This window comes from Apilactobacillus kunkeei, from assembly GCF_001308195.1.
GTDB lineage: Bacteria > Bacillota > Bacilli > Lactobacillales > Lactobacillaceae > Apilactobacillus > Apilactobacillus kunkeei_C.
Map to the genome: position 1 here is coordinate 85395 of NZ_JXDF01000018.1, position 17115 is coordinate 102509.

Genomic DNA, 17115 nt, shown 5'->3' on the forward strand with positions numbered 1-17115 from the left:
ATTTCGTTTTCTAATATACTATTCTAATACATTCAGGTCGTTTTGAATATGAAGAAATTGATGGCAAACAAAAAAGATGCCGTTAAAACAGCATCTTCATTATATTATTTTTCTTCGTCTTTTAAATCAGAAGGAGATACATCAACCTTGTCTAGCGGAATTAGATGAGTCTTGTACTTAATCTTGTAACCAATGTATAGGATTAATACAAGTGGTACTGAGATGTAAGTAATTCCGATTTGTTCCCAATCCCAGTTAGCAAATGAGGTTACGTTTTGACCACAGATAACCAGGATACATAGAATTAAAGTAATGATTGGTCCAATTGGGAACCAAGTAGCATGATACTTCAATTCGTCTAGTGAATGACCTTGCTTGATGAAGGCTCTTCTGAAACGGTAATGTGATAGTGCAATTCCGACCCAGGCGATAAAACCAGTAAGACCAGAAGCGGCAACTAACCATAGGTAAATTTGTGGACCTTCGATACTTGTAATGAAAGTAAGTAAGGCAATCACAGTAGTTACAGCTAAAGCACCAACAGGAATACCGCGACGATTAGTCTTACCCATAGCTTTAGGAGCGAATCCTTGGTGAGCCATTGAGTAAAGCATTCTAGTTGAAGCATACATTCCTGAGTTAGCTGATGAAATAACTGAAGTTAAGATAACAGCGTTCATAACAGAAGCAGCGGCAGCTAAACCGGCACGCTTAAATACGATTGTAAATGGACTAATTGCAACATCGGTGGCACTTGATCCCAATAAATCAGGGCTAGTGTAAGGGATAATTGCACCAATTATGAAGATTGCTAGGATGTAGAATAAGATAATTCTCCAGAAAACATCCTTGATGGCACGTGGAACGGCTTCTCTTGGGTTATCTGATTCACCAGCAGTAATACCAACCAATTCAGTTCCTTGGAATGAGAAACCAGCGACAACGAATACCGCTAAAATCATTGGAATACCACCAACAAATGGGGCTTGTTTATATGTGAAGTTAGATAGACCAATGTAGTGGCCACCCATAATACCAAAAATAGTCAAAACACCAACAGCTAAGAAGATAAAGATTGTAATAACCTTAATCAATGACATCCAGAATTCTGTTTCACCGAATGACTTAACTGATAATGCGTTCACACAAAGGATTAGTGCTAAGGTAATCGCACTGAAAATCCAACCTGGCATGTGTGGTAACCAGAACTTCATTACTAATGCTGCAGTTGAGATATCAACGGCAACGGTAATGGCCCAGTTGAACCAGTAGTTCCAACCCATCGCAAATCCAAGAGCTGGGTCGACGTACTTACCTGCGTAAGCCGCGAATGAACCAGAGACAGGTGTGTTGGTTGCCATTTCACCTAAACTGGTCATTAAAAAGTAAACCATCAGTCCCATTAATAAATAAGCAACTAATGCTCCACCAGGTCCAGCTTGACTAATAACTGAACCAGAGGCAACGAATAGACCGGTACCGATTGAACCACCTAAGGCAATCATAGAAACGTGTCTAGTCTTCAAGCCTCTCTTTACACGATTATTTGAGTTTTCACTCATGATGTATTTCACCCTCTATAAGTATTTCTAAGAGGTGCCGATAATAACTAAAAAAGTCCCTTCCTGTAAACACAAGAAGAGACCATAATAATTTCTTTTAATTATTGATCACAAAGCACTCCGTGGAATTAACCACGACAGTCTCTAGCCTCTTAAGCTAGAACCCAACGAACTCGTCTAATAAAGGAAACGGTCGTTTCGGCAGGCATCCCCTTTCACCTTCAATCATAGTCGCTTTATCGACTCATGATGGCTACTCTTGTCAGCTGCGCCTCTTCTTAGATTTCTAGAATATTATATATTAATGTGGACTTGATTACAATACTATTTTACTTTCATTTCAAAAACGAGATTGTCATCGTATTCATCCACCTGTGAAAAACCTAAACTGTACAAAACTTTTTGTGAAGGTAAATTACGGGCTTCAACTGTTGCTTCAACTACCTTTACAGATGCCTTCAAATGATTTAAAACTTCGCCCAATGCATATGTCATGTATCCACGCTGTTGATAACTTGTGTTAATAAAGTAACCTAATTCGATATTTTCGTAATCTGGTTCAAAGTTATACCCAATTTCCGGAAAAATATTGATAATTCCAATTAGTTTTCCACCGTTGATAAGTCGAATTGCATATGTTTTATTCGTATCATTTTCAGATTCAAATAACATGTGGGCCTTTCTTTCATCGTTAACTGGCTCAAAGCCGGTATTTTTTGCTAGTTTTTCGTCTCGCATCATTTCATAATAGTCGGCAAAGTCATCTGTGCGTAACTCAGTTACTGCCACTTCTTTTTTTGGTGAATTGTTCTTTTCATCCACAATCATTATCTCCTTGCGTTAAAATGTATGTAAAACATATTTGAGAGGTGCTTACATGAGAATCATCAGAGAATCGATTCGTCAAAACTCAAACGCTTTTCTTCAAGGATATCTTAAATCTGCAGATGTGCAAACTAATCAATACAAATATCCTGCCGTAATCGTTGTTCCCGGTGGATCTTACACCCACATTTCACTCCACCAAGCGGAAAGTTTCGCACTTAATTTTAGTGCCAACGGTTACCAAAGTTTCTATCTAAGATACACATTCGAACAAGAAGCAATGCCACTAATGCCAAATCCACTAGAGGAATTGTCCAACAGCATTAAATACATTCGAGAACATGCCAATGAATTCAATATCGATGAAAACCGCATCGTAATTGCCGGCTTCTCCATTGGCGGTCATATTTGTAGTCTCTATAATGACTTTTACCACACCGATTGGATGCAAAAACTAGCCGGTGTGGATAACGCAGATATTTTAAAACCAAACGCGGTTATCTTAAGCTACCCTGTGACTAACTTAACCTGTGGTTTCCCCAAGGATAAGGAAAGTATCCTAAATTGGGTATCAGATGACCAACAAGTAAAATCTGACGAACACGTTTCATCTAAAAACATGCCAACATTTATCTGGCACACCGCCGACGATCCATTCGTTCCTGTGGAAAACGCACTTAAGTATTCCATCAAGTTAAATGAATACAATGTGGATAATGAATTACACATTTTCCACCACGGTCCTCACGGAATGGGACTCGCCAATAACATTACATCCTGGAATGAAGACTCCAATAACGCCCGTGTCGCCAAGTGGTTTGACCTAGCCATCACCTGGTTAGACGAAATCTGGGGAAAATAAAAGAACTGATGAATTTCATCAGTTCTTTTTTATTATAGGTATGAATGTAAAACTGGACGCCAGTGTTGTTTTAATCTTGGCGCATATCTTACATATAACATTTCAGATACTTGTACCCAAGTGTAGCCGATAACTACGGCACCAACAGTGTCTGTTGGGAAATGGGCATTTAGATAAATTCTAGATACCATTACCAATAGTACAAATAGGAATGTTAGTACATATAGTAATCTTCTGATTAAGTTACTTTGGATATGTGGAAGAATGACAATCCATACAACCGCAATGACGATGAAGATACCTAATACGTGTCCACTTGGGAAACTAAATCCGGTATCAGATGCGCTGTGGAATACTGGACGATCACGTCTAACAATGTTTTTAACGATGAATCCAATTACGTCAGCACCAGCTAAAGTAAAGATTCCCCATAGAGCTTGAAGCTTAAACTTGAATCCCCACATAAAGAATGCCAAAACGAAAATCCAGATGATATCCATCTTGGGACTAGCTAAAGTGGTAGCCATGTGCATGATTGTATCCTTCAATCCGCCAGTAGTTTTTTGGATTTGACCGATAAAGATTGAGTCAAGAAATCTTAGGTACCCTGAGTCAATCATTACCGATGCAGTAATAAATAATGATAAAACTAACCCAACGAAAAGTCTAATGCCGCGGGTGTAATCCTTATCGATGATCATAATGCATCGATCCTCCTAATCACTTTTTAATGCCATTATACCACAGCTAACGCTATTCTTAAGGGTATTTTCTAATTTTAGAACTTGGAATAGGTGCAATGAAACTAATAATTGTTATAATATTAAGTAATTTATAATTTTAGGAGGAGCTATAAATGATTGAAACAGTCATTCTAATGATTGTCATCGGTGTCCTAGCGGGTATCGGTGGCGCTGTCCTAGGATTGGGTGGTGGAATTATCGTCACCCCCGTCCTAACACTCTTCTTCCATTTAGATATTAAATACGCCATTGGGGCCAGTATCGTTGTGGTTATCGCCACTAGTTCTGGATCTACTATCGCTTATCTAAAAGATGAAGTTTTAAACTTACGTGTTGCAATGTTTTTAGAAATTGCCACTACTATTGGTGCACTATCTGGGGCCTTACTTACAGGAATTCTAGAGCCTAAATACCTTTACATACTATTTGGACTATTACTACTATTCTCAGCATTTAATATGGTCAAGAAATTATTGAACAAAAACAAGTCCAATCTAAGCACCAAAGATGATAAATTAGCTGAAAAACTTCGTCTTAACTCAAGTTACTACGATAAGGCTGAAAAGAAACAAATCGACTACAAGGTGGAAAACATCCCCGGTGGTCTATCCGTAATGTTTGGTGCCGGTCTTGCTTCCGGTCTGCTAGGAATTGGTTCAGGTGCTTTCAAGGTAATCGCTATGGATACCTTCATGAAGATGCCTTTAAAACCATCAAGTGCAACTAGTAACCTAATGATGGGAGTTACTGCAGCAGCTTCTGCAACTGTTTACTTCTTCAACGGTTCAATCTTGCCACAAATTGCCGTGCCATTAGCACTAGGAATTCTAGTCGGTGCGACAATTGGTTCTCGCATCATGCAAGTGCTTCCTGCTAGATGGATTCGTATTATCTTTGTCCCTATCATGTTCTACATCGCATGTAGCATGTTATACAAAGGATTCTAGGAGGTTAGATCATGAATACACAACAACCAGCAACTAAAGAAGAAATGAATCGTATCGAATTAGTAATCGGAAAGATTTTACGTGTCGGTGTTGTCATCTCAGCTACCATCATGATTATTGGTCTACTATTACTTCTAATCACCGGTAAATCTGGATATGCTCACGACGCCTTCCCTACTACTTTCAAAGCAATCTTTAGTGGGATTGCGACATTAAAGCCATATGCGATTATGATGCTTGGAATCTTCTGTCTAATCCTTACTCCCGTATTACGAGTAATCGTATCAATCTATTCCTTCTACAAGGAAAAGGATATGCTATACGTTTGGATTACCACTTTTGTTCTAATCGTTTTAATCATCAGTTTCTTCTTCGGATAAAACGCAAAATAAAAAGCAACGAGATTATCTCGTTGCTTTTTTTGTTCTCAAATATGTTTTCAATCTTAAGTATAGTTGGTTTAAAAATTCCGCAAACAAGAAACCTGATGCGATTCCACCAGCGATGAAGATGACTTGGATCAAGTTGGACTTGGCTAGCGCATAGTTACCAATTGCTAGACACTTCATAACTTGATAAGCCTGTCCCCCGGGAACTAGTGGCACCAACGCTGGAATGTTGAAAATAATAACTGGCATCTTTTTGTAGCGCGATGCGAAGATACTCAATATTCCAACAGTGAAGGTTCCTAAAATATCTGCGGCTAAGTATCCGCCCATGTGAACGTTGACGGTATGAAAGACTAACCAGCCAATCAAACTAACGATTCCGGCCATGTTCAATGCTTTTCTGGGTAGATTAATTAATAAACCAAATCCGATGGTGGCGAAATAAACGCACACACTATAAACAATTACGGTTACCAATATAAATCACCCCAAAATCTTAATTGCCATTGCCACACCAAAGCCTAATGCACAGGCGCTCATAATCGCTTCAATCCCTCTAGATGGTCCCGATACCAAGTTACCGGATAACGTATCTCTTACCGCGTTGGTAATTGGTACTCCGGGAACTAGTGGCATCAAGCCCCCGATGATTAAATCATCGGCACTCTTTGCGATGCCGGCTCGAATAATTAAAATCGACATAAAGCCGATACAAATCGCCGCAATAAATTCATTTAAGAAACGAATGTCCGTGTAGTGATCGGTCAAACAATATATGCACCAACCCAACATCCCAACGAATCCGGCTGCCCAGAAATCGGTGTAGTTACTTCTAAATACCACTTCTAGAGTGGAACTAACCATAAAAGCACCAATCATTTGAAGCCAGAATGGGAATGGTCTAACATCCTTATCCATTCGTTTTAAACGGCGATAAAATTCACCAAGTGAGATTTTCTTATCAGCGAACTGACGAGAGTAATCATTAACCGTTGATACCTTCTCCAAATCAAACGTTCTTTTATCAATTGCTGTGACCTGCGAACCCATGTCAGGCGTTGCTGACATGATAATCCCAGTCAAAGTAACGTACGCCCTAGCCTCGGTAGCCCCGGCATTTCTTGAAATTCGATCAATGGTATCGGTGACTCTGACCATTTCAGATCCATTTTCAATCATAATCTTTCCAGCAAGGAGACAGGTCTCAACGACTAACTTACTTCTTTGTCTTTCGTTCAACCATCTCACCTCCGTGTCATCTAATGTTTTTCTAATTATAACATTGATTATGATGATAATAAAAAAGACTGAATTTTTCAATTCAGTCTTTTAATTAATCAGCATTTCTTATAAATACGTAGTGAGAAGCCTTGTAGCTAATGTCACTTTCTTGATTATCAGTTAGATTTTGGACTGTTACCGGTCCTTCAAATGGTGAATGCTTAATTACCTTAAGCTTGTCGCCAATATCTAATTGAATGTCGCCTAAATATGTTAGTAGGTCGTGATTATCGATGAAGCGGTCAACAACAACTGTTTCGCCGTCATCGGCATCATTTAATAGGCGATGGCTATCTTCTTTATAGTGTCCTGACATGTTTGGAATAACTCCTCCATGTGGACAGTGAGATGGGTTCCCCAATTTTTTGTACATTGCTTCTAGCAATCTACCACTGGTAGAATGTTCCAACACTTCAGCTTCTTTATCAACATCTGGAAGTGGATATCCTAGTTCGTTTACTAAAAAACTTTCCCAAATACGGTGTTTTCTAACTAGGACTTCAGCTAACTTGATTCCGTCGTCAGTTAAGGACACTCCAGAGTATGGTTCGTGTTCAACTAATCCTTCATCTAATAGCTTGTTAACCATTTCAGTAACTGATCCTGGTGCAATGTCCAAACTAATGGCAATCCTCTTGTTGGATACCTTTTCTTTGGTTCCACCTAGCTCAAAAATAATTTTTAAATAGTCCTCTTTTTTTGGGGTCATTTTTATATCCATGTCTCCTAAATTCAAATCTACTAAAGAGTATCTTACAACTTTATATACTATTTTACCATTTTTATTTCTATTTTTCGGGGAAAATTATATAATTAGGGCGAGATATTAAATATTAATATCTACGATACGAAAGTGAGGCGTTTTTATGGGAGAAAAGTTATTCCATTTCGATGAGCTTAGCGAACAAGCCAAAGTTATTAGTATCAAGTCATTCAGCGAATTTTATGTTCGTTGTTACAGAAGCCAAAACATGGAGATTTTAAGTCAGGTTCCTGACCAATCAATGTTATGGCAAATCAATCAGGAGGTCTATCGCAACAAGTTCGAATCTTTAGAACATGCTGCTAAGGACACCATCATTTATTGTAGTCATAGCTATGCCAAGTTATTGGGCGAATTAGATATGCAATACTTCGCCAATGGTAATAGTGAAATCACTTGGAAAGAGTGGTATGACAGACAATTTGTAGCTGCTCCTCACGGGGTATAATTTAAAAGGCCGTTTTTCAAAACAAAAAAGACTCTTTTCGTTTTGAAAAGCGTCTTTTTTTGCATAAAATTGTAAAATAAACTTTACATTATTTTTTATTAGTTTATAATCATTTGTAAAGTTAACTTTACATGATATATGAAGGAGGAAAATATTGTTAAATAATTTAGAAAAATTGCGCAAAGTACGAAAAGTTAATCAATCCGAATTTGCTGAGTATTTAGGTGTTACTAGACAAACTATCAGTTCACTTGAAAACGGTAGATACAATCCATCAATTATTTTAGCAATTAAAATAGCAAGATATTTTAATGTTGCTGTAGAAGATATATTTATATACACGGAGGAAGATGAAAATCATGAAAAAAAATAATAAATCAATTAACTATCCAGAAATTATAATTTTTGCCCTTATTTTACTAGGTTTAGTGTTACTATATTTGAAAGTATTCCCCGATTCCATGAAAAATGCAATCATTACAGTTACTGGACTATGCATGGTTACTTCACCACTAAGATCAAAGAAACTAGTTGATAATGATGAAAGAAATAATTATATAGACTTAAAATCAAAAGCTTTTGCGTATAATCTATCTAATGTAATTTTCGGTGCATTGATTATTATATTTAGCTTCATCCATGCTCCATTCATAATTTTGTTATTTACGCTTATTGGCTTCTTAATTTTACAAGCCAGTGAATTACTAGCATTTTCTTACTACCATAAAAACAATTAAAAAAAGACGCTTTTCGTTTTGAAAAGCGTCTTTTTTTATTTTATCGATTAATCAATATCGTTTCTGGAATCGAGATATAAATCCTCTTTCTTCCCGCGTTCCACTTCGGCTTGAAGTGTAACGTGTTCGATGCCGTACTTATCATGTAAAAGTTTGGCAACCGGATCATAAATCTTTTCGGCCTCAGAAATTAGCATGTCTTGCATGTTAATGTGGGCTGAGAATACGATGCTGTTTTCATCTACCGACCAGATGTGAACGTGGTGAACTCCGGTGATTCCTTCAATGTTCATCATATCCTTTTGAATTGCATAGCAATCCACCGTTGGTGAGCCCTGCATCAAAATCTTAACGGTCTTTTTGATGATTGGGTATGCTTCAGCTGAAATGTATAGTGCCACGATGATGGTGATGATTGGATCGACTAGCACCCAATCGAATAACTTAATTAAAATTCCACCTAGGATAACACCAAGTGAAGCTAAAGTATCACTCAATAGATGTAGATATGTAGCTCGAATGTTTAGGTTATGCTTTGAACCACGACTTAGTAGTAGTGTGGATAACAAATTAGCAACTGTCGAAACCACAGCAACAATTAGCATTAAGTTTCCGTTAATCTGTTCTGGTTTAAATAGTTTTTGCACCCCTTCGACGATTAAGACAACGGAGATAATCACTAGAAATAGTGAATTTAAAAACGCTGAGATAATCTGAGCTCGCTTGTATCCAAAGGTATTCAATTGATTTTGGGGTCTTTGACTAATTCGATGCGCATAATAACTACCGACTACTGATGCCGAATCCGCAAAATTGTGAAAAGCATCTGATAATAGTGACAAACTTCCTGAAAAAACTCCCCCTAAAAACTCAATTAAAGTAATTAATGAGTTTAAGATTGTCACTGTAAAGAAACGACGTTGCGACATGGCGTTAACATCGTTATGTTCATGTTCGTGCATGATGACACCTCCTCTGTTCAATTTCATTATACCTTTTGTCTGAAAACAAAAAAAGCTGATTTAAAAAAATCAGCTTAGGCAATTAACATTGGTTGTTTAATTACTCTTTCGTATGCGTAGTTCATTACGACGTTTGATGGATCTGTTGCAGAGATTGGAACTACTCTGCCGGTTTCTACAAAGCCAGCTTTCTTGATGACATGTTGCATGCCCAAGTTAAGTGGGTTTGTGTCAATACGAACACTTTGAACGTTGTCCATTTTTTCCACTGCATTGAAGATGCCTTCAAATAACTTTTGAGCCAATCCTCTGCCGTGGTGTCTGTTGGAAACTGCAACGCGGTGAATTGATAGGTAAGGGCCGTCAGTCAACCATTGACCATCAAGATTTTCGTAACTAGTGTCTAGTCCGTCAATCACGGCAGCTGTGCCTAAGATTTCACCATCTTCTTCAAGTACAACAGTCCATCCGTTTACGATGTCGTTCATTAATGATTCTGCATTTGGGTAGCCTGTTTGCCATTGGTTCACACCCTGTTTGGCAAGCAATTCCTTCCCTTCGAAAATAATTTGTTCAATTGCGTTAAAATCTTCGATTTGTGCTCTTCTCATTAACATGATCTAAGCCCCCCTTTTTGTGTTTGATTTAAATATTTAGCATTTTAGCGACTAGAAAATATTACCACCATTTTTCCAAAAAGCAAAGACTTTTTTACAAAAAAATGGACTTTTATAAAAACTCTCATAAAGCCCATCATGACGCACCTTGAGAACACGTTAAAAATGAAAGATTTTAGTCCTCAATCATTCGCCAATTTCCTTCAGCTGCTTTGGAAATTTGGTTTAAGAAATGAAGAACTGAGGCCGCTCTTTTTTCATCATGTTCGTTTAAAATATTAAGTCCCTTTCCAGAAACCATTGGTTCTCCTAATGAGAAGTTACCATCTTGTAGACTACCTTCTGAGAACGCTACGACTGTTTCACCACTTTCGATTTCAGTGATGATGAAGAACATTGAGAAGTCATCGTCTTCCTTCATGTATGCAGGCATTGCCCAGATGTTGTCGGCAATTTCTTGCATTTCTTGATCCATGAATTTGTAGTACTTGTGATTGTCTTGTGTAACTGGTGTTTCTAGCACAAACATCATCTTGTTGAAGACGTCTGCACCTAATTGAATGTTATCTTCCATTATTGATTCTCCTGTTGTTTTAGTTTTTCTTTTAATTTAGTGTTTTCGTCACGCAACTTGGCTAGCTCACTTCTAACTTCACCTAGGATTTGTAATTGTAGTTTTTCAACTTCCAAATCATGAGGCAATTGGTTTTGAGTTAAGTGATCTAGCTTAGCGTGAATAATTCTTAGTTCATGTTCTGACTTTAAGTTAACATGAAAATCATTTTCTGAGTGCAAACGGTCACGTTCAGCGGCACGGTTTTGACTCATCATGATGATTGGTGCTTGAATTGCTGAGAAACAACTCAAGAATAAGTTCAATAGAATGTATGGATATGGATCAAAGTGGACACCGAAGAGTGCCAAACCATTAATGACCATCCAAATAATCAAAATGACGATAAAGATGAAGATAAAGGTCCAACTACCACCAAATCTAGCGACCGCATCGGAAATCTTTTGACCAAAGGTTAGGCTTTGTTGTAAGGCTTCGTTAACATCTCTGATTTCATAGTTATCGCTTTGGAGTGCCTTGGTTAGTTTACGATTAATCTTTTGACTTTGTTTTAAGTCAGCGTTGATTAATGAGTCCACCCTAGACATTCGATACTTCAATAGATGGTGAGAACAGATAAAACTGGTGACCTTAGCTCCTGGATAATCAGACTTGACCGCATTGGAAATCGGTTGAGCCAAGTCTCCTAGGTAGAAACCTTCATCAGAATATAGTTGTGCATCATCGACAATACAATGTACTAATTTGGCTTTTTCAGTCATTATGATCCTCCTTCACCACAGATTTCATATCCGCTGGTAATTCAATTTCAAAAGTACGAACTTGATTTGCTAATTCATCATTAAACTGTAAGTAGTAAGCGTGAAGTGCTTGGCGGTCAATGCCCCTATCAAGTGGGCCTTGGTATAATTCATCCCCCAATAGTGGATGCCCTAGTGATGTCATGTGAACTCTGATTTGATGAGTTCGACCAGTGTGGAGTTTCAAACGCACTAATGTGGCATCATCAAATTCTTCGACCTTCCAGTATTCGGTCTTGGCCTTTTGACCGTCTTCGATAACCTCTCTTCTAAAGTTGTCACCGACACGACCGATTGGTTTATCAATCATCCCGTGATCATCTAAACCGGTACCGTCCACAACGGCATAGTACATCTTATCAATCTTGTGTTGGGCCACCTGTTGGTTAGCTAGACTATTGGCCAAACGGTTCTTGGCGACCAAGACAATCCCGGATGTAAAACGATCCAATCGCGTGATTAGGTGCGGTCTCAAATCGGTACTACCCTGTTTTTTCAAATAGCCCTTAATGCGGTTGACCAACGTATCGACACGATTAGATGGTCCTGGTACACTGGTTAGACCAGCTGGTTTGTTCACCACCAGCCAATTATCATCTTCATAGATGACATCGATTGCTTCATCGCTGAATGCAACCTCATCATCACTTGTTTCCGGTGGAAAGATTACCGTCACTTCATCGCCCACGGCAAGCTTATAATCCAAGCCAACTGCGTTACCATTCACTAGAATTGTCCCAGTTGATTTAACATCATTATACATCCGATGAGAGACGCCATGGGCACCTAAGAACTTCTTGATACCAGCATTTTGTTCATCTTGATTTTGCCATGTGAATTGCACAATAATTTCCTCCGAGTTGTATTAATTACCATGTATGTTATATTAACATACTAGAAAAGCAAACTCATATTATTAATGGAAAGAAGATACATATCATATGTTAGATTATAGTGAACAAAATAATTGGGAGAATGACTTTGGTAACCGCCAATCACCAATTATGCTATCAACTCATGACAGTCAACATTTTGCTGATTATCTGCCAATTCATGCCAATGAGTTCTACCAATTAAATACAGAAATCGATGACCACACTACCATTCGTTTGACAGGAATGGGCTATGCCACCATCTTTAATCGTGACTTTAAGTTCAAACAGGTGCACTTTCACGCCCCAGCAGAACATATCGTCGACGGTAAGGTTAATCCGATTGAAATTCATCTTGTTCATGAAAATGAAATCGGTCAAACCGTTGTGGTGGCAGTATTTCCTACCTTAGGCAATGCCAATTCTGAGTTACAAGATATCATCAATAACTTTGAAGAAGGCAATCGCCACAGTGTATCATTAAAACTAACCAACTGGATTTCCAGTCTATCTACAGGTTTTCACTACCAAGGATCACTAACCACACCACCTTTAACCGAAGGGATTGAATGGTTAGTCATCGATAATTCCAAACTAACGGTGAGTCCAAAGCAAGTCGATTGGTTCATCGCTCAATTTGGTAAAAACAATCGTGATTGCCAACCACTAAACGAAAGAAACGTTCAATATTACAACAAATAAAAAGAAGCCGTAAATGCGGCTTCTTTTTTAGATTTCATCAATTTCACGTAGTAGCTTTTTGATTTGACCCTTTTGTTCAGCGCTTGGTTTACCATCACTGATGTTTAAGATATCTAGGATCTGTTGACCATCATTAATGACGTCTTCTGTCTTAGAATTCATGTTCTTTAGATAAGCGGTCATTAGGATGGTTTGTAAATGTTCCATCGCATCATCGTCGCCGTTCATCGCACGTTTTCCCATACGATGAATCAACATCTTAACGTTGCGTAACTTACGCTTATTTTCAACGTGTTGGTTGTAGTAAGGAAGAAATAATGCGACTACGACTGAAGATGCTTCGGCAATCGCTGCGACCCATTCTGCAATTTCTCCACTGTGCATATGTAAACCTCCTTTATTTATTTGTATCTATATTATTTGTTTAAATACTTGAAAACTTGTTGGCCAGCTTGGCGACCAAAGACGACGGTTTCGGCGATTGAGTTACCACCGATACGGTTGTTACCGTGCAAACCACCCGATGTTTCTCCCGCCGCAAACAAACCATTGATCACGTCATCGTTATCGTCTAGGACTTGGGTGAAGTGGTTAATCTTAATTCCACCCATGGTGTAGTGAACGGCTGGCGCAATGTGAATGGCCATGTAATCTGGATGGGTTAATTGACGACTCATGCCAGTGGTACGACCTAGGCCATCCTTGCCGCTTTCAACAGCTTGGTTCCACTTAGCAATCGTATCTGCTAATGTCTTTTCGTCAGCACCAATCTTTCCGGCTAGTTCTTCGATGGTATCACCGTGAATAACCATTCCCATGGAATCGTAGAACTTCACCGCTTGGGCGTGGTTAACGACTTCTTCATCTAAGATTAAATATGCATGCTTGGTATCTTGTTGGTTGATTGCGTCGGTCACCTTTTGTCTGGTGTCCAATTCGTTAACGAAACGTTCACCCTTGGTGTTTACCAGGATGGCACCTTCGCCACGAATGGCTTCACCAATTAAGAATGCGTGATCGTTGTCCTGTTGAACGGTTGGATGGACTTGAATCTTGTCCATATCGACCAATGCGGCACCAACGTCGGTAGCTAGTTTCAAACCATCACCGGTTGCTCCTTCTTGGTTAGTGGTACGGTAGTGAGTCAAGTCATCACGGTATTGACCGATTAATTGCTTGTTAGCACCAAAACCACCGGTAGCTAGAATAACCGCGCTGGCATTGATTGAGTGTGCATTGCCATCAGCATCCTTGACTTCGACACCTGAGATGTTGGAACCATTCTTATCAATCTTTGTAACATCAACATTGTTGTAGACTTCAATGCCCATCTTTTCGATGATTTGTAGGAAACTAGTGACCAAGTAAGCACCGATTGGAGCTTGTGAGCTTGGGCGGTGTGTACGCTTAGTATTCATCGCACCGGTAATCGTTAAGTCATCTAGTTTGATATCATGTTGAGCTAACCAATCAACGGTTAACGCAGCGTGTTCAGTAAAGTATTTCAATAAATCAACGTTATTTTGTTTACCACCACCGATATATGTATCGTTGTAGAAGTCTTGGAAACTATCTACCACGTGGTGTTGTAATTGAACGGAAGTTTCAGCAGCATTCATTCCAGAAGAAGCTCTGGTTGAGTTACCACCTAACTTGTCCATCTTTTCTAATACGACTGGTTTTAGACCCAGTTCTGCAGCTTGAATTGCACTAATTAATCCTGTGGCACCTGAACCAACGATTGCTACATCATAATTTTCCTTTAGTTCTTTGATGTCATTTGGATGAAAAATATATTTAGCCATAACCAAACCTCCTAATGTCATTATTTTAGTACAAAAAAAGCATTGTCCAAAAGACAATGCTTTAATTAGTTCAAAATTATTTAGTAAAATCGATAACCATTCTACCAACAATCTTACCGTTCTTCATTTCGTCGATAACATCGTTGATTTCTGATAGCTTTCTAGTGTGAACGATTGGCTTAACCTTACCTTCAGCACCGAATTGGAAAGTTTCACGTAGGTCTTCTCTAGTACCAACTAGTGAACCTTCAACGTGGATTCCGTTTAATACAGTTTGGGCAATGTTTAGGTCCATGTTACCTTTTGGTAGCGCAACGGCAACTAAGTGACCGTCTGGACGTAAAGCATTGATAGCTTGATCAAAGGCGATTGGGTTAACAGCAGTGATAACTGAAACGTGTGCACCACCGTTAGTTTCTTCCTTAACCTTTTCTGATAGGTTTTCAGAACGGTAGTCGATACCCTTCTTAGCACCTAATTCTTCGGCCTTTTCTAGGTTGTTACCACGAGCAACGGCGATAACGTTAGCACCGAAAACGTTATTGGCGAATTGAACACCTAGGTTACCTAAACCACCGGCACCTACCATTTCAACCCATTGACCTGGCTTAGTGTGACCAACTTTTAGTGCCTTGTACATAGTAACACCGGCACAAGTTAGTGAAGTAGCTTCGATTGGGTCCAAACCTTCTGGAACCTTAACAGCGTACTTAGCATCAACAATTACTTGTTCAGCCATAGCACCGTCAACAGTGAAACCAGCATTCTTAACTTCACGACATAATGTTTCTCTACCACTTAGGCAGTATTCACAGTGACCGCATCCCTTGAAGAACCAAGCGATTGATACACGATCACCAATTTTTAGATTATCTACATCATCGGCAACTTGAATAACTTTACCTACACCTTCGTGACCGATAATACGGCCAGCTTGGTCACCAAAGTCTCCGTTGGCAACGTGTAAGTCGGTGTGGCATAAACCACAGTATTCAACTTGAACTAAAGCTTCACCATTTTCAATTGGGCGAAGTTGAACATCTTTAACATCTACATATCCATCTGAGTTGTCTCTTACTACTGCAGCTTTCATTGATAAAATCTCCTTCATAAATACAAACTTGATATTGTTTTCACATATAATGTAACACCTTATTGTCCGATAATAAAGCGGAAAATAATAAATTTTTAATGACATTTTTATCATTTAACTCTAAGATTGTGAAAGATATCACTATTCATAAGGGCTCTATCATTTTTTAAAATTTTTATTCTAATTTATTTTTCTGTGGTAACGCTTGAACAAATGCCATCATTAAAATTAATGCCCCACCGATTAATTCGACAAAGGTCAACTTTAGATGCAGAAATGATACGGATAAAATCGCAGCAGTTAGCGGTTCAAATGAACTTAAGTTTCCGGTCACCGCAGGTTCTAAATAGTTTAGACTCGCAACGTAGAATAAGTATGCGACCATGGTTCCTACGATTGTAATGAAAATCAATTCAAATATTAATGTTGGATTGATGTTTATGTGTGGTGTGTCGATAACGACAATTGGTTGAATCGGTAAGCTACCAAGTAACATCGCCCATCCACAGACTAATCTTGGATCGTATTTATTTAAGAGTTTGATTGGAATCAGCGTACAGTTTGCACCCGCAATTCCAGCAGCGATTCCAAAGAATAGTCCCAACTTGGAGATGGTTAATGATCCAAAATCACCTTTTGTCGCTAGTAAATATGTACCAGCTGCGGCTAAAATAATTGAAATAACATCTAATCTGATAGGCAATTTTTTCCTCGAAATTGAATAATAGAGGATAATAAAGACAGGGGCAGTAAATTGTAGGACGGTTGCGGTCGCTGCGTTCCCGTACCTGACTGCTGATAGGTAGCAAACTTGTGACATCAACATCCCAAAAATCGCAAAGCTAATTAATAAGAGCGCTTGGCTCTTGCTATGCCAAATCGTAAAGATGGAGCCACCAACGGTAAACTTGTATAACAATAATAGTAGAATTCCCGCTAAAAACATTCTAATACCGACGACCCAAAGTACAGGTACATGTTGTGTTAAAAACATGTAGTCAGCGAGTGTTCCGGAAGCCCCCCATGAAATGCTACCTACAATTACCAATAAAAGCCCAATTAACTTTCCCTTGCCTGCCATAATTAGCCCCCTTAATTTATATTAATGATTACAATACATCTAATCTATCTCT

22 protein-coding genes and 1 riboswitch are annotated in these 17115 nt (G+C 38.7%); of the genes, 7 read left to right on the forward strand and 15 right to left on the reverse strand.

Annotation, left to right across the window (positions count from 1 at the left end; all coding sequences use genetic code 11):
* Positions 1-104: 104 nt before the first annotated feature.
* Together RZ78_RS05250 and RZ78_RS05255 are read right to left on the reverse strand one after the other, a co-directional pair.
* On the reverse strand, positions 105-1562 hold the full coding sequence (locus RZ78_RS05250; protein WP_054608327.1) for an amino acid permease: 1458 nt from the start codon (positions 1560-1562) through the stop codon (positions 105-107).
* A 105-nt stretch (positions 1563-1667) separates the two neighbouring features.
* A riboswitch (Lysine riboswitch) is annotated at positions 1668-1847 on the reverse strand.
* Positions 1848-1886: 39 nt separating this feature from the next.
* Positions 1887-2384, reverse strand: a complete 498-nt coding sequence (locus tag RZ78_RS05255; protein ID WP_054608328.1) for a GNAT family N-acetyltransferase — start codon at positions 2382-2384, stop codon at positions 1887-1889.
* A gap of 55 nt (positions 2385-2439) precedes the next feature.
* Here RZ78_RS05255 and RZ78_RS05260 point away from each other — a divergent pair, with 55 nt between their 5' ends.
* Positions 2440-3249, forward strand: coding sequence for an alpha/beta hydrolase (locus tag RZ78_RS05260; RefSeq protein WP_054608329.1), 810 nt, complete (start codon positions 2440-2442; stop codon positions 3247-3249).
* Between the two features lie 32 nt (positions 3250-3281).
* On the opposite strand, the gene RZ78_RS05265 is transcribed toward RZ78_RS05260, so the two are convergent.
* Positions 3282-3950: a phosphatase PAP2 family protein gene (locus tag RZ78_RS05265; RefSeq protein WP_054608330.1), complete on the reverse strand. Its 669-nt coding sequence runs from the start codon at positions 3948-3950 to the stop codon at positions 3282-3284.
* A gap of 155 nt (positions 3951-4105) precedes the next feature.
* Here RZ78_RS05265 and RZ78_RS05270 point away from each other — a divergent pair, with 155 nt between their 5' ends.
* Both RZ78_RS05270 and RZ78_RS05275 read left to right on the forward strand, forming a co-directional pair.
* Positions 4106-4939, forward strand: coding sequence for a sulfite exporter TauE/SafE family protein (locus RZ78_RS05270; protein WP_054604916.1), 834 nt, complete (start codon positions 4106-4108; stop codon positions 4937-4939).
* Between the two features lie 11 nt (positions 4940-4950).
* On the forward strand, positions 4951-5319 hold the full coding sequence (locus RZ78_RS05275) for a DUF1634 domain-containing protein (protein ID WP_034531479.1): 369 nt from the start codon (positions 4951-4953) through the stop codon (positions 5317-5319).
* A gap of 24 nt (positions 5320-5343) precedes the next feature.
* Here the strand turns inward: RZ78_RS05275 and RZ78_RS05280 are convergent, their stop codons facing one another.
* The 3 genes from RZ78_RS05280 to RZ78_RS05290 all read right to left on the reverse strand — a co-directional run bounded on the left by RZ78_RS05280 (position 5344) and on the right by RZ78_RS05290 (position 7318).
* Positions 5344-5805: a threonine/serine exporter family protein gene (locus RZ78_RS05280; RefSeq protein ID WP_237756985.1), complete on the reverse strand. Its 462-nt coding sequence runs from the start codon at positions 5803-5805 to the stop codon at positions 5344-5346.
* A 6-nt stretch (positions 5806-5811) separates the two neighbouring features.
* Positions 5812-6576 carry a threonine/serine exporter family protein gene (locus RZ78_RS05285; RefSeq protein ID WP_191978843.1) on the reverse strand — a complete coding sequence of 255 codons (765 nt, stop codon included), beginning with the start codon at positions 6574-6576 and terminating at the stop codon, positions 5812-5814.
* Positions 6577-6661: 85 nt separating this feature from the next.
* The gene (locus RZ78_RS05290) at positions 6662-7318 is read right to left on the reverse strand and encodes a metal-dependent transcriptional regulator (RefSeq protein ID WP_034531476.1); all 657 of its coding nucleotides are present in this window, start codon (positions 7316-7318) and stop codon (positions 6662-6664) included.
* Between the two features lie 157 nt (positions 7319-7475).
* Here RZ78_RS05290 and RZ78_RS05295 point away from each other — a divergent pair, with 157 nt between their 5' ends.
* The 3 genes from RZ78_RS05295 (at position 7476) to RZ78_RS05305 (ending at position 8557) form a co-directional block, all read left to right on the forward strand.
* Positions 7476-7820, forward strand: coding sequence for a hypothetical protein (locus RZ78_RS05295; RefSeq protein ID WP_054608332.1), 345 nt, complete (start codon positions 7476-7478; stop codon positions 7818-7820).
* 154 nt (positions 7821-7974) lie between these two features.
* Complete coding sequence (locus RZ78_RS05300) at positions 7975-8193, forward strand: helix-turn-helix transcriptional regulator (RefSeq protein ID WP_054608333.1); 219 nt, start codon at positions 7975-7977, stop codon at positions 8191-8193.
* A gap of 88 nt (positions 8194-8281) precedes the next feature.
* Positions 8282-8557, forward strand: coding sequence for a hypothetical protein (locus RZ78_RS05305; protein ID WP_155451852.1), 276 nt, complete (start codon positions 8282-8284; stop codon positions 8555-8557).
* 47 nt (positions 8558-8604) lie between these two features.
* Here RZ78_RS05305 and RZ78_RS05310 read toward each other — a convergent pair whose 3' ends face one another.
* From RZ78_RS05310 to RZ78_RS05330, 5 genes are all read right to left on the reverse strand, one after another.
* Entirely contained in the window at positions 8605-9519 is a 915-nt protein-coding gene (locus tag RZ78_RS05310) for a cation diffusion facilitator family transporter (protein ID WP_054608335.1), read from the reverse strand.
* 74 nt (positions 9520-9593) lie between these two features.
* On the reverse strand, positions 9594-10136 hold the full coding sequence (locus RZ78_RS05315) for a GNAT family N-acetyltransferase (protein WP_034531473.1): 543 nt from the start codon (positions 10134-10136) through the stop codon (positions 9594-9596).
* Positions 10137-10311: 175 nt separating this feature from the next.
* Positions 10312-10710, reverse strand: a complete 399-nt coding sequence (locus RZ78_RS05320; protein WP_034535177.1) for a hypothetical protein — start codon at positions 10708-10710, stop codon at positions 10312-10314.
* Positions 10710-11471, reverse strand: coding sequence for a DUF1003 domain-containing protein (locus tag RZ78_RS05325; protein WP_054608336.1), 762 nt, complete (start codon positions 11469-11471; stop codon positions 10710-10712). The genes RZ78_RS05320 and RZ78_RS05325 overlap by 1 nt, the downstream gene beginning before the upstream one ends.
* Positions 11464-12354: an RluA family pseudouridine synthase gene (locus RZ78_RS05330; RefSeq protein ID WP_054608337.1), complete on the reverse strand. Its 891-nt coding sequence runs from the start codon at positions 12352-12354 to the stop codon at positions 11464-11466. Before RZ78_RS05330 ends, RZ78_RS05325 begins: the two co-directional genes overlap by 8 nt.
* Positions 12355-12451: 97 nt before the next feature.
* Between RZ78_RS05330 and RZ78_RS05335 the strand changes: the two genes are divergently transcribed.
* The gene (locus RZ78_RS05335) at positions 12452-13084 is read left to right on the forward strand and encodes a carbonic anhydrase family protein (protein ID WP_054608338.1); all 633 of its coding nucleotides are present in this window, start codon (positions 12452-12454) and stop codon (positions 13082-13084) included.
* A gap of 27 nt (positions 13085-13111) precedes the next feature.
* Here RZ78_RS05335 and RZ78_RS05340 read toward each other — a convergent pair whose 3' ends face one another.
* The 4 genes from RZ78_RS05340 to RZ78_RS05355 all read right to left on the reverse strand — a co-directional run bounded on the left by RZ78_RS05340 (position 13112) and on the right by RZ78_RS05355 (position 17063).
* The gene (locus tag RZ78_RS05340; protein ID WP_054608339.1) at positions 13112-13468 is read right to left on the reverse strand and encodes a hypothetical protein; all 357 of its coding nucleotides are present in this window, start codon (positions 13466-13468) and stop codon (positions 13112-13114) included.
* A 32-nt stretch (positions 13469-13500) separates the two neighbouring features.
* Positions 13501-14889: a flavocytochrome c gene (locus tag RZ78_RS05345; protein ID WP_054608340.1), complete on the reverse strand. Its 1389-nt coding sequence runs from the start codon at positions 14887-14889 to the stop codon at positions 13501-13503.
* A gap of 76 nt (positions 14890-14965) precedes the next feature.
* Positions 14966-15982, reverse strand: coding sequence for an alcohol dehydrogenase AdhP (gene adhP / locus RZ78_RS05350; protein WP_054608341.1), 1017 nt, complete (start codon positions 15980-15982; stop codon positions 14966-14968).
* Between the two features lie 175 nt (positions 15983-16157).
* On the reverse strand, positions 16158-17063 hold the full coding sequence (locus tag RZ78_RS05355) for a DMT family transporter (protein WP_054608342.1): 906 nt from the start codon (positions 17061-17063) through the stop codon (positions 16158-16160).
* Between the last annotated feature and the right edge of the window lie 52 nt (positions 17064-17115).

Coding starts and splice junctions, on each gene's coding strand:
- RZ78_RS05290 (WP_034531476.1), bottom strand. CDS start 7,318: ATGACCCCAAAAAAAGAGGACTATTTAAAAATTATTTTTGAGCTAGGT.
- RZ78_RS05340 (WP_054608339.1), bottom strand. CDS start 13,468: ATGCACAGTGGAGAAATTGCAGAATGGGTCGCAGCGATTGCCGAAGCA.
- RZ78_RS05345 (WP_054608340.1), bottom strand. CDS start 14,889: ATGGCTAAATATATTTTTCATCCAAATGACATCAAAGAACTAAAGGAA.
- adhP (WP_054608341.1), bottom strand. CDS start 15,982: ATGAAAGCTGCAGTAGTAAGAGACAACTCAGATGGATATGTAGATGTT.
- RZ78_RS05260 (WP_054608329.1), top strand. CDS start 2,440: ATGAGAATCATCAGAGAATCGATTCGTCAAAACTCAAACGCTTTTCTT.
- RZ78_RS05355 (WP_054608342.1), bottom strand. CDS start 17,063: ATGGCAGGCAAGGGAAAGTTAATTGGGCTTTTATTGGTAATTGTAGGT.
- RZ78_RS05335 (WP_054608338.1), top strand. CDS start 12,452: ATGTTAGATTATAGTGAACAAAATAATTGGGAGAATGACTTTGGTAAC.
- RZ78_RS05250 (WP_054608327.1), bottom strand. CDS start 1,562: ATGAGTGAAAACTCAAATAATCGTGTAAAGAGAGGCTTGAAGACTAGA.
- RZ78_RS05320 (WP_034535177.1), bottom strand. CDS start 10,710: ATGGAAGATAACATTCAATTAGGTGCAGACGTCTTCAACAAGATGATG.
- RZ78_RS05275 (WP_034531479.1), top strand. CDS start 4,951: ATGAATACACAACAACCAGCAACTAAAGAAGAAATGAATCGTATCGAA.
- RZ78_RS05270 (WP_054604916.1), top strand. CDS start 4,106: ATGATTGAAACAGTCATTCTAATGATTGTCATCGGTGTCCTAGCGGGT.
- RZ78_RS05265 (WP_054608330.1), bottom strand. CDS start 3,950: ATGATCATCGATAAGGATTACACCCGCGGCATTAGACTTTTCGTTGGG.
- RZ78_RS05325 (WP_054608336.1), bottom strand. CDS start 11,471: ATGACTGAAAAAGCCAAATTAGTACATTGTATTGTCGATGATGCACAA.
- RZ78_RS05305 (WP_155451852.1), top strand. CDS start 8,282: ATGAAAAATGCAATCATTACAGTTACTGGACTATGCATGGTTACTTCA.
- RZ78_RS05295 (WP_054608332.1), top strand. CDS start 7,476: ATGGGAGAAAAGTTATTCCATTTCGATGAGCTTAGCGAACAAGCCAAA.
- RZ78_RS05315 (WP_034531473.1), bottom strand. CDS start 10,136: ATGTTAATGAGAAGAGCACAAATCGAAGATTTTAACGCAATTGAACAA.
- RZ78_RS05310 (WP_054608335.1), bottom strand. CDS start 9,519: ATGCACGAACATGAACATAACGATGTTAACGCCATGTCGCAACGTCGT.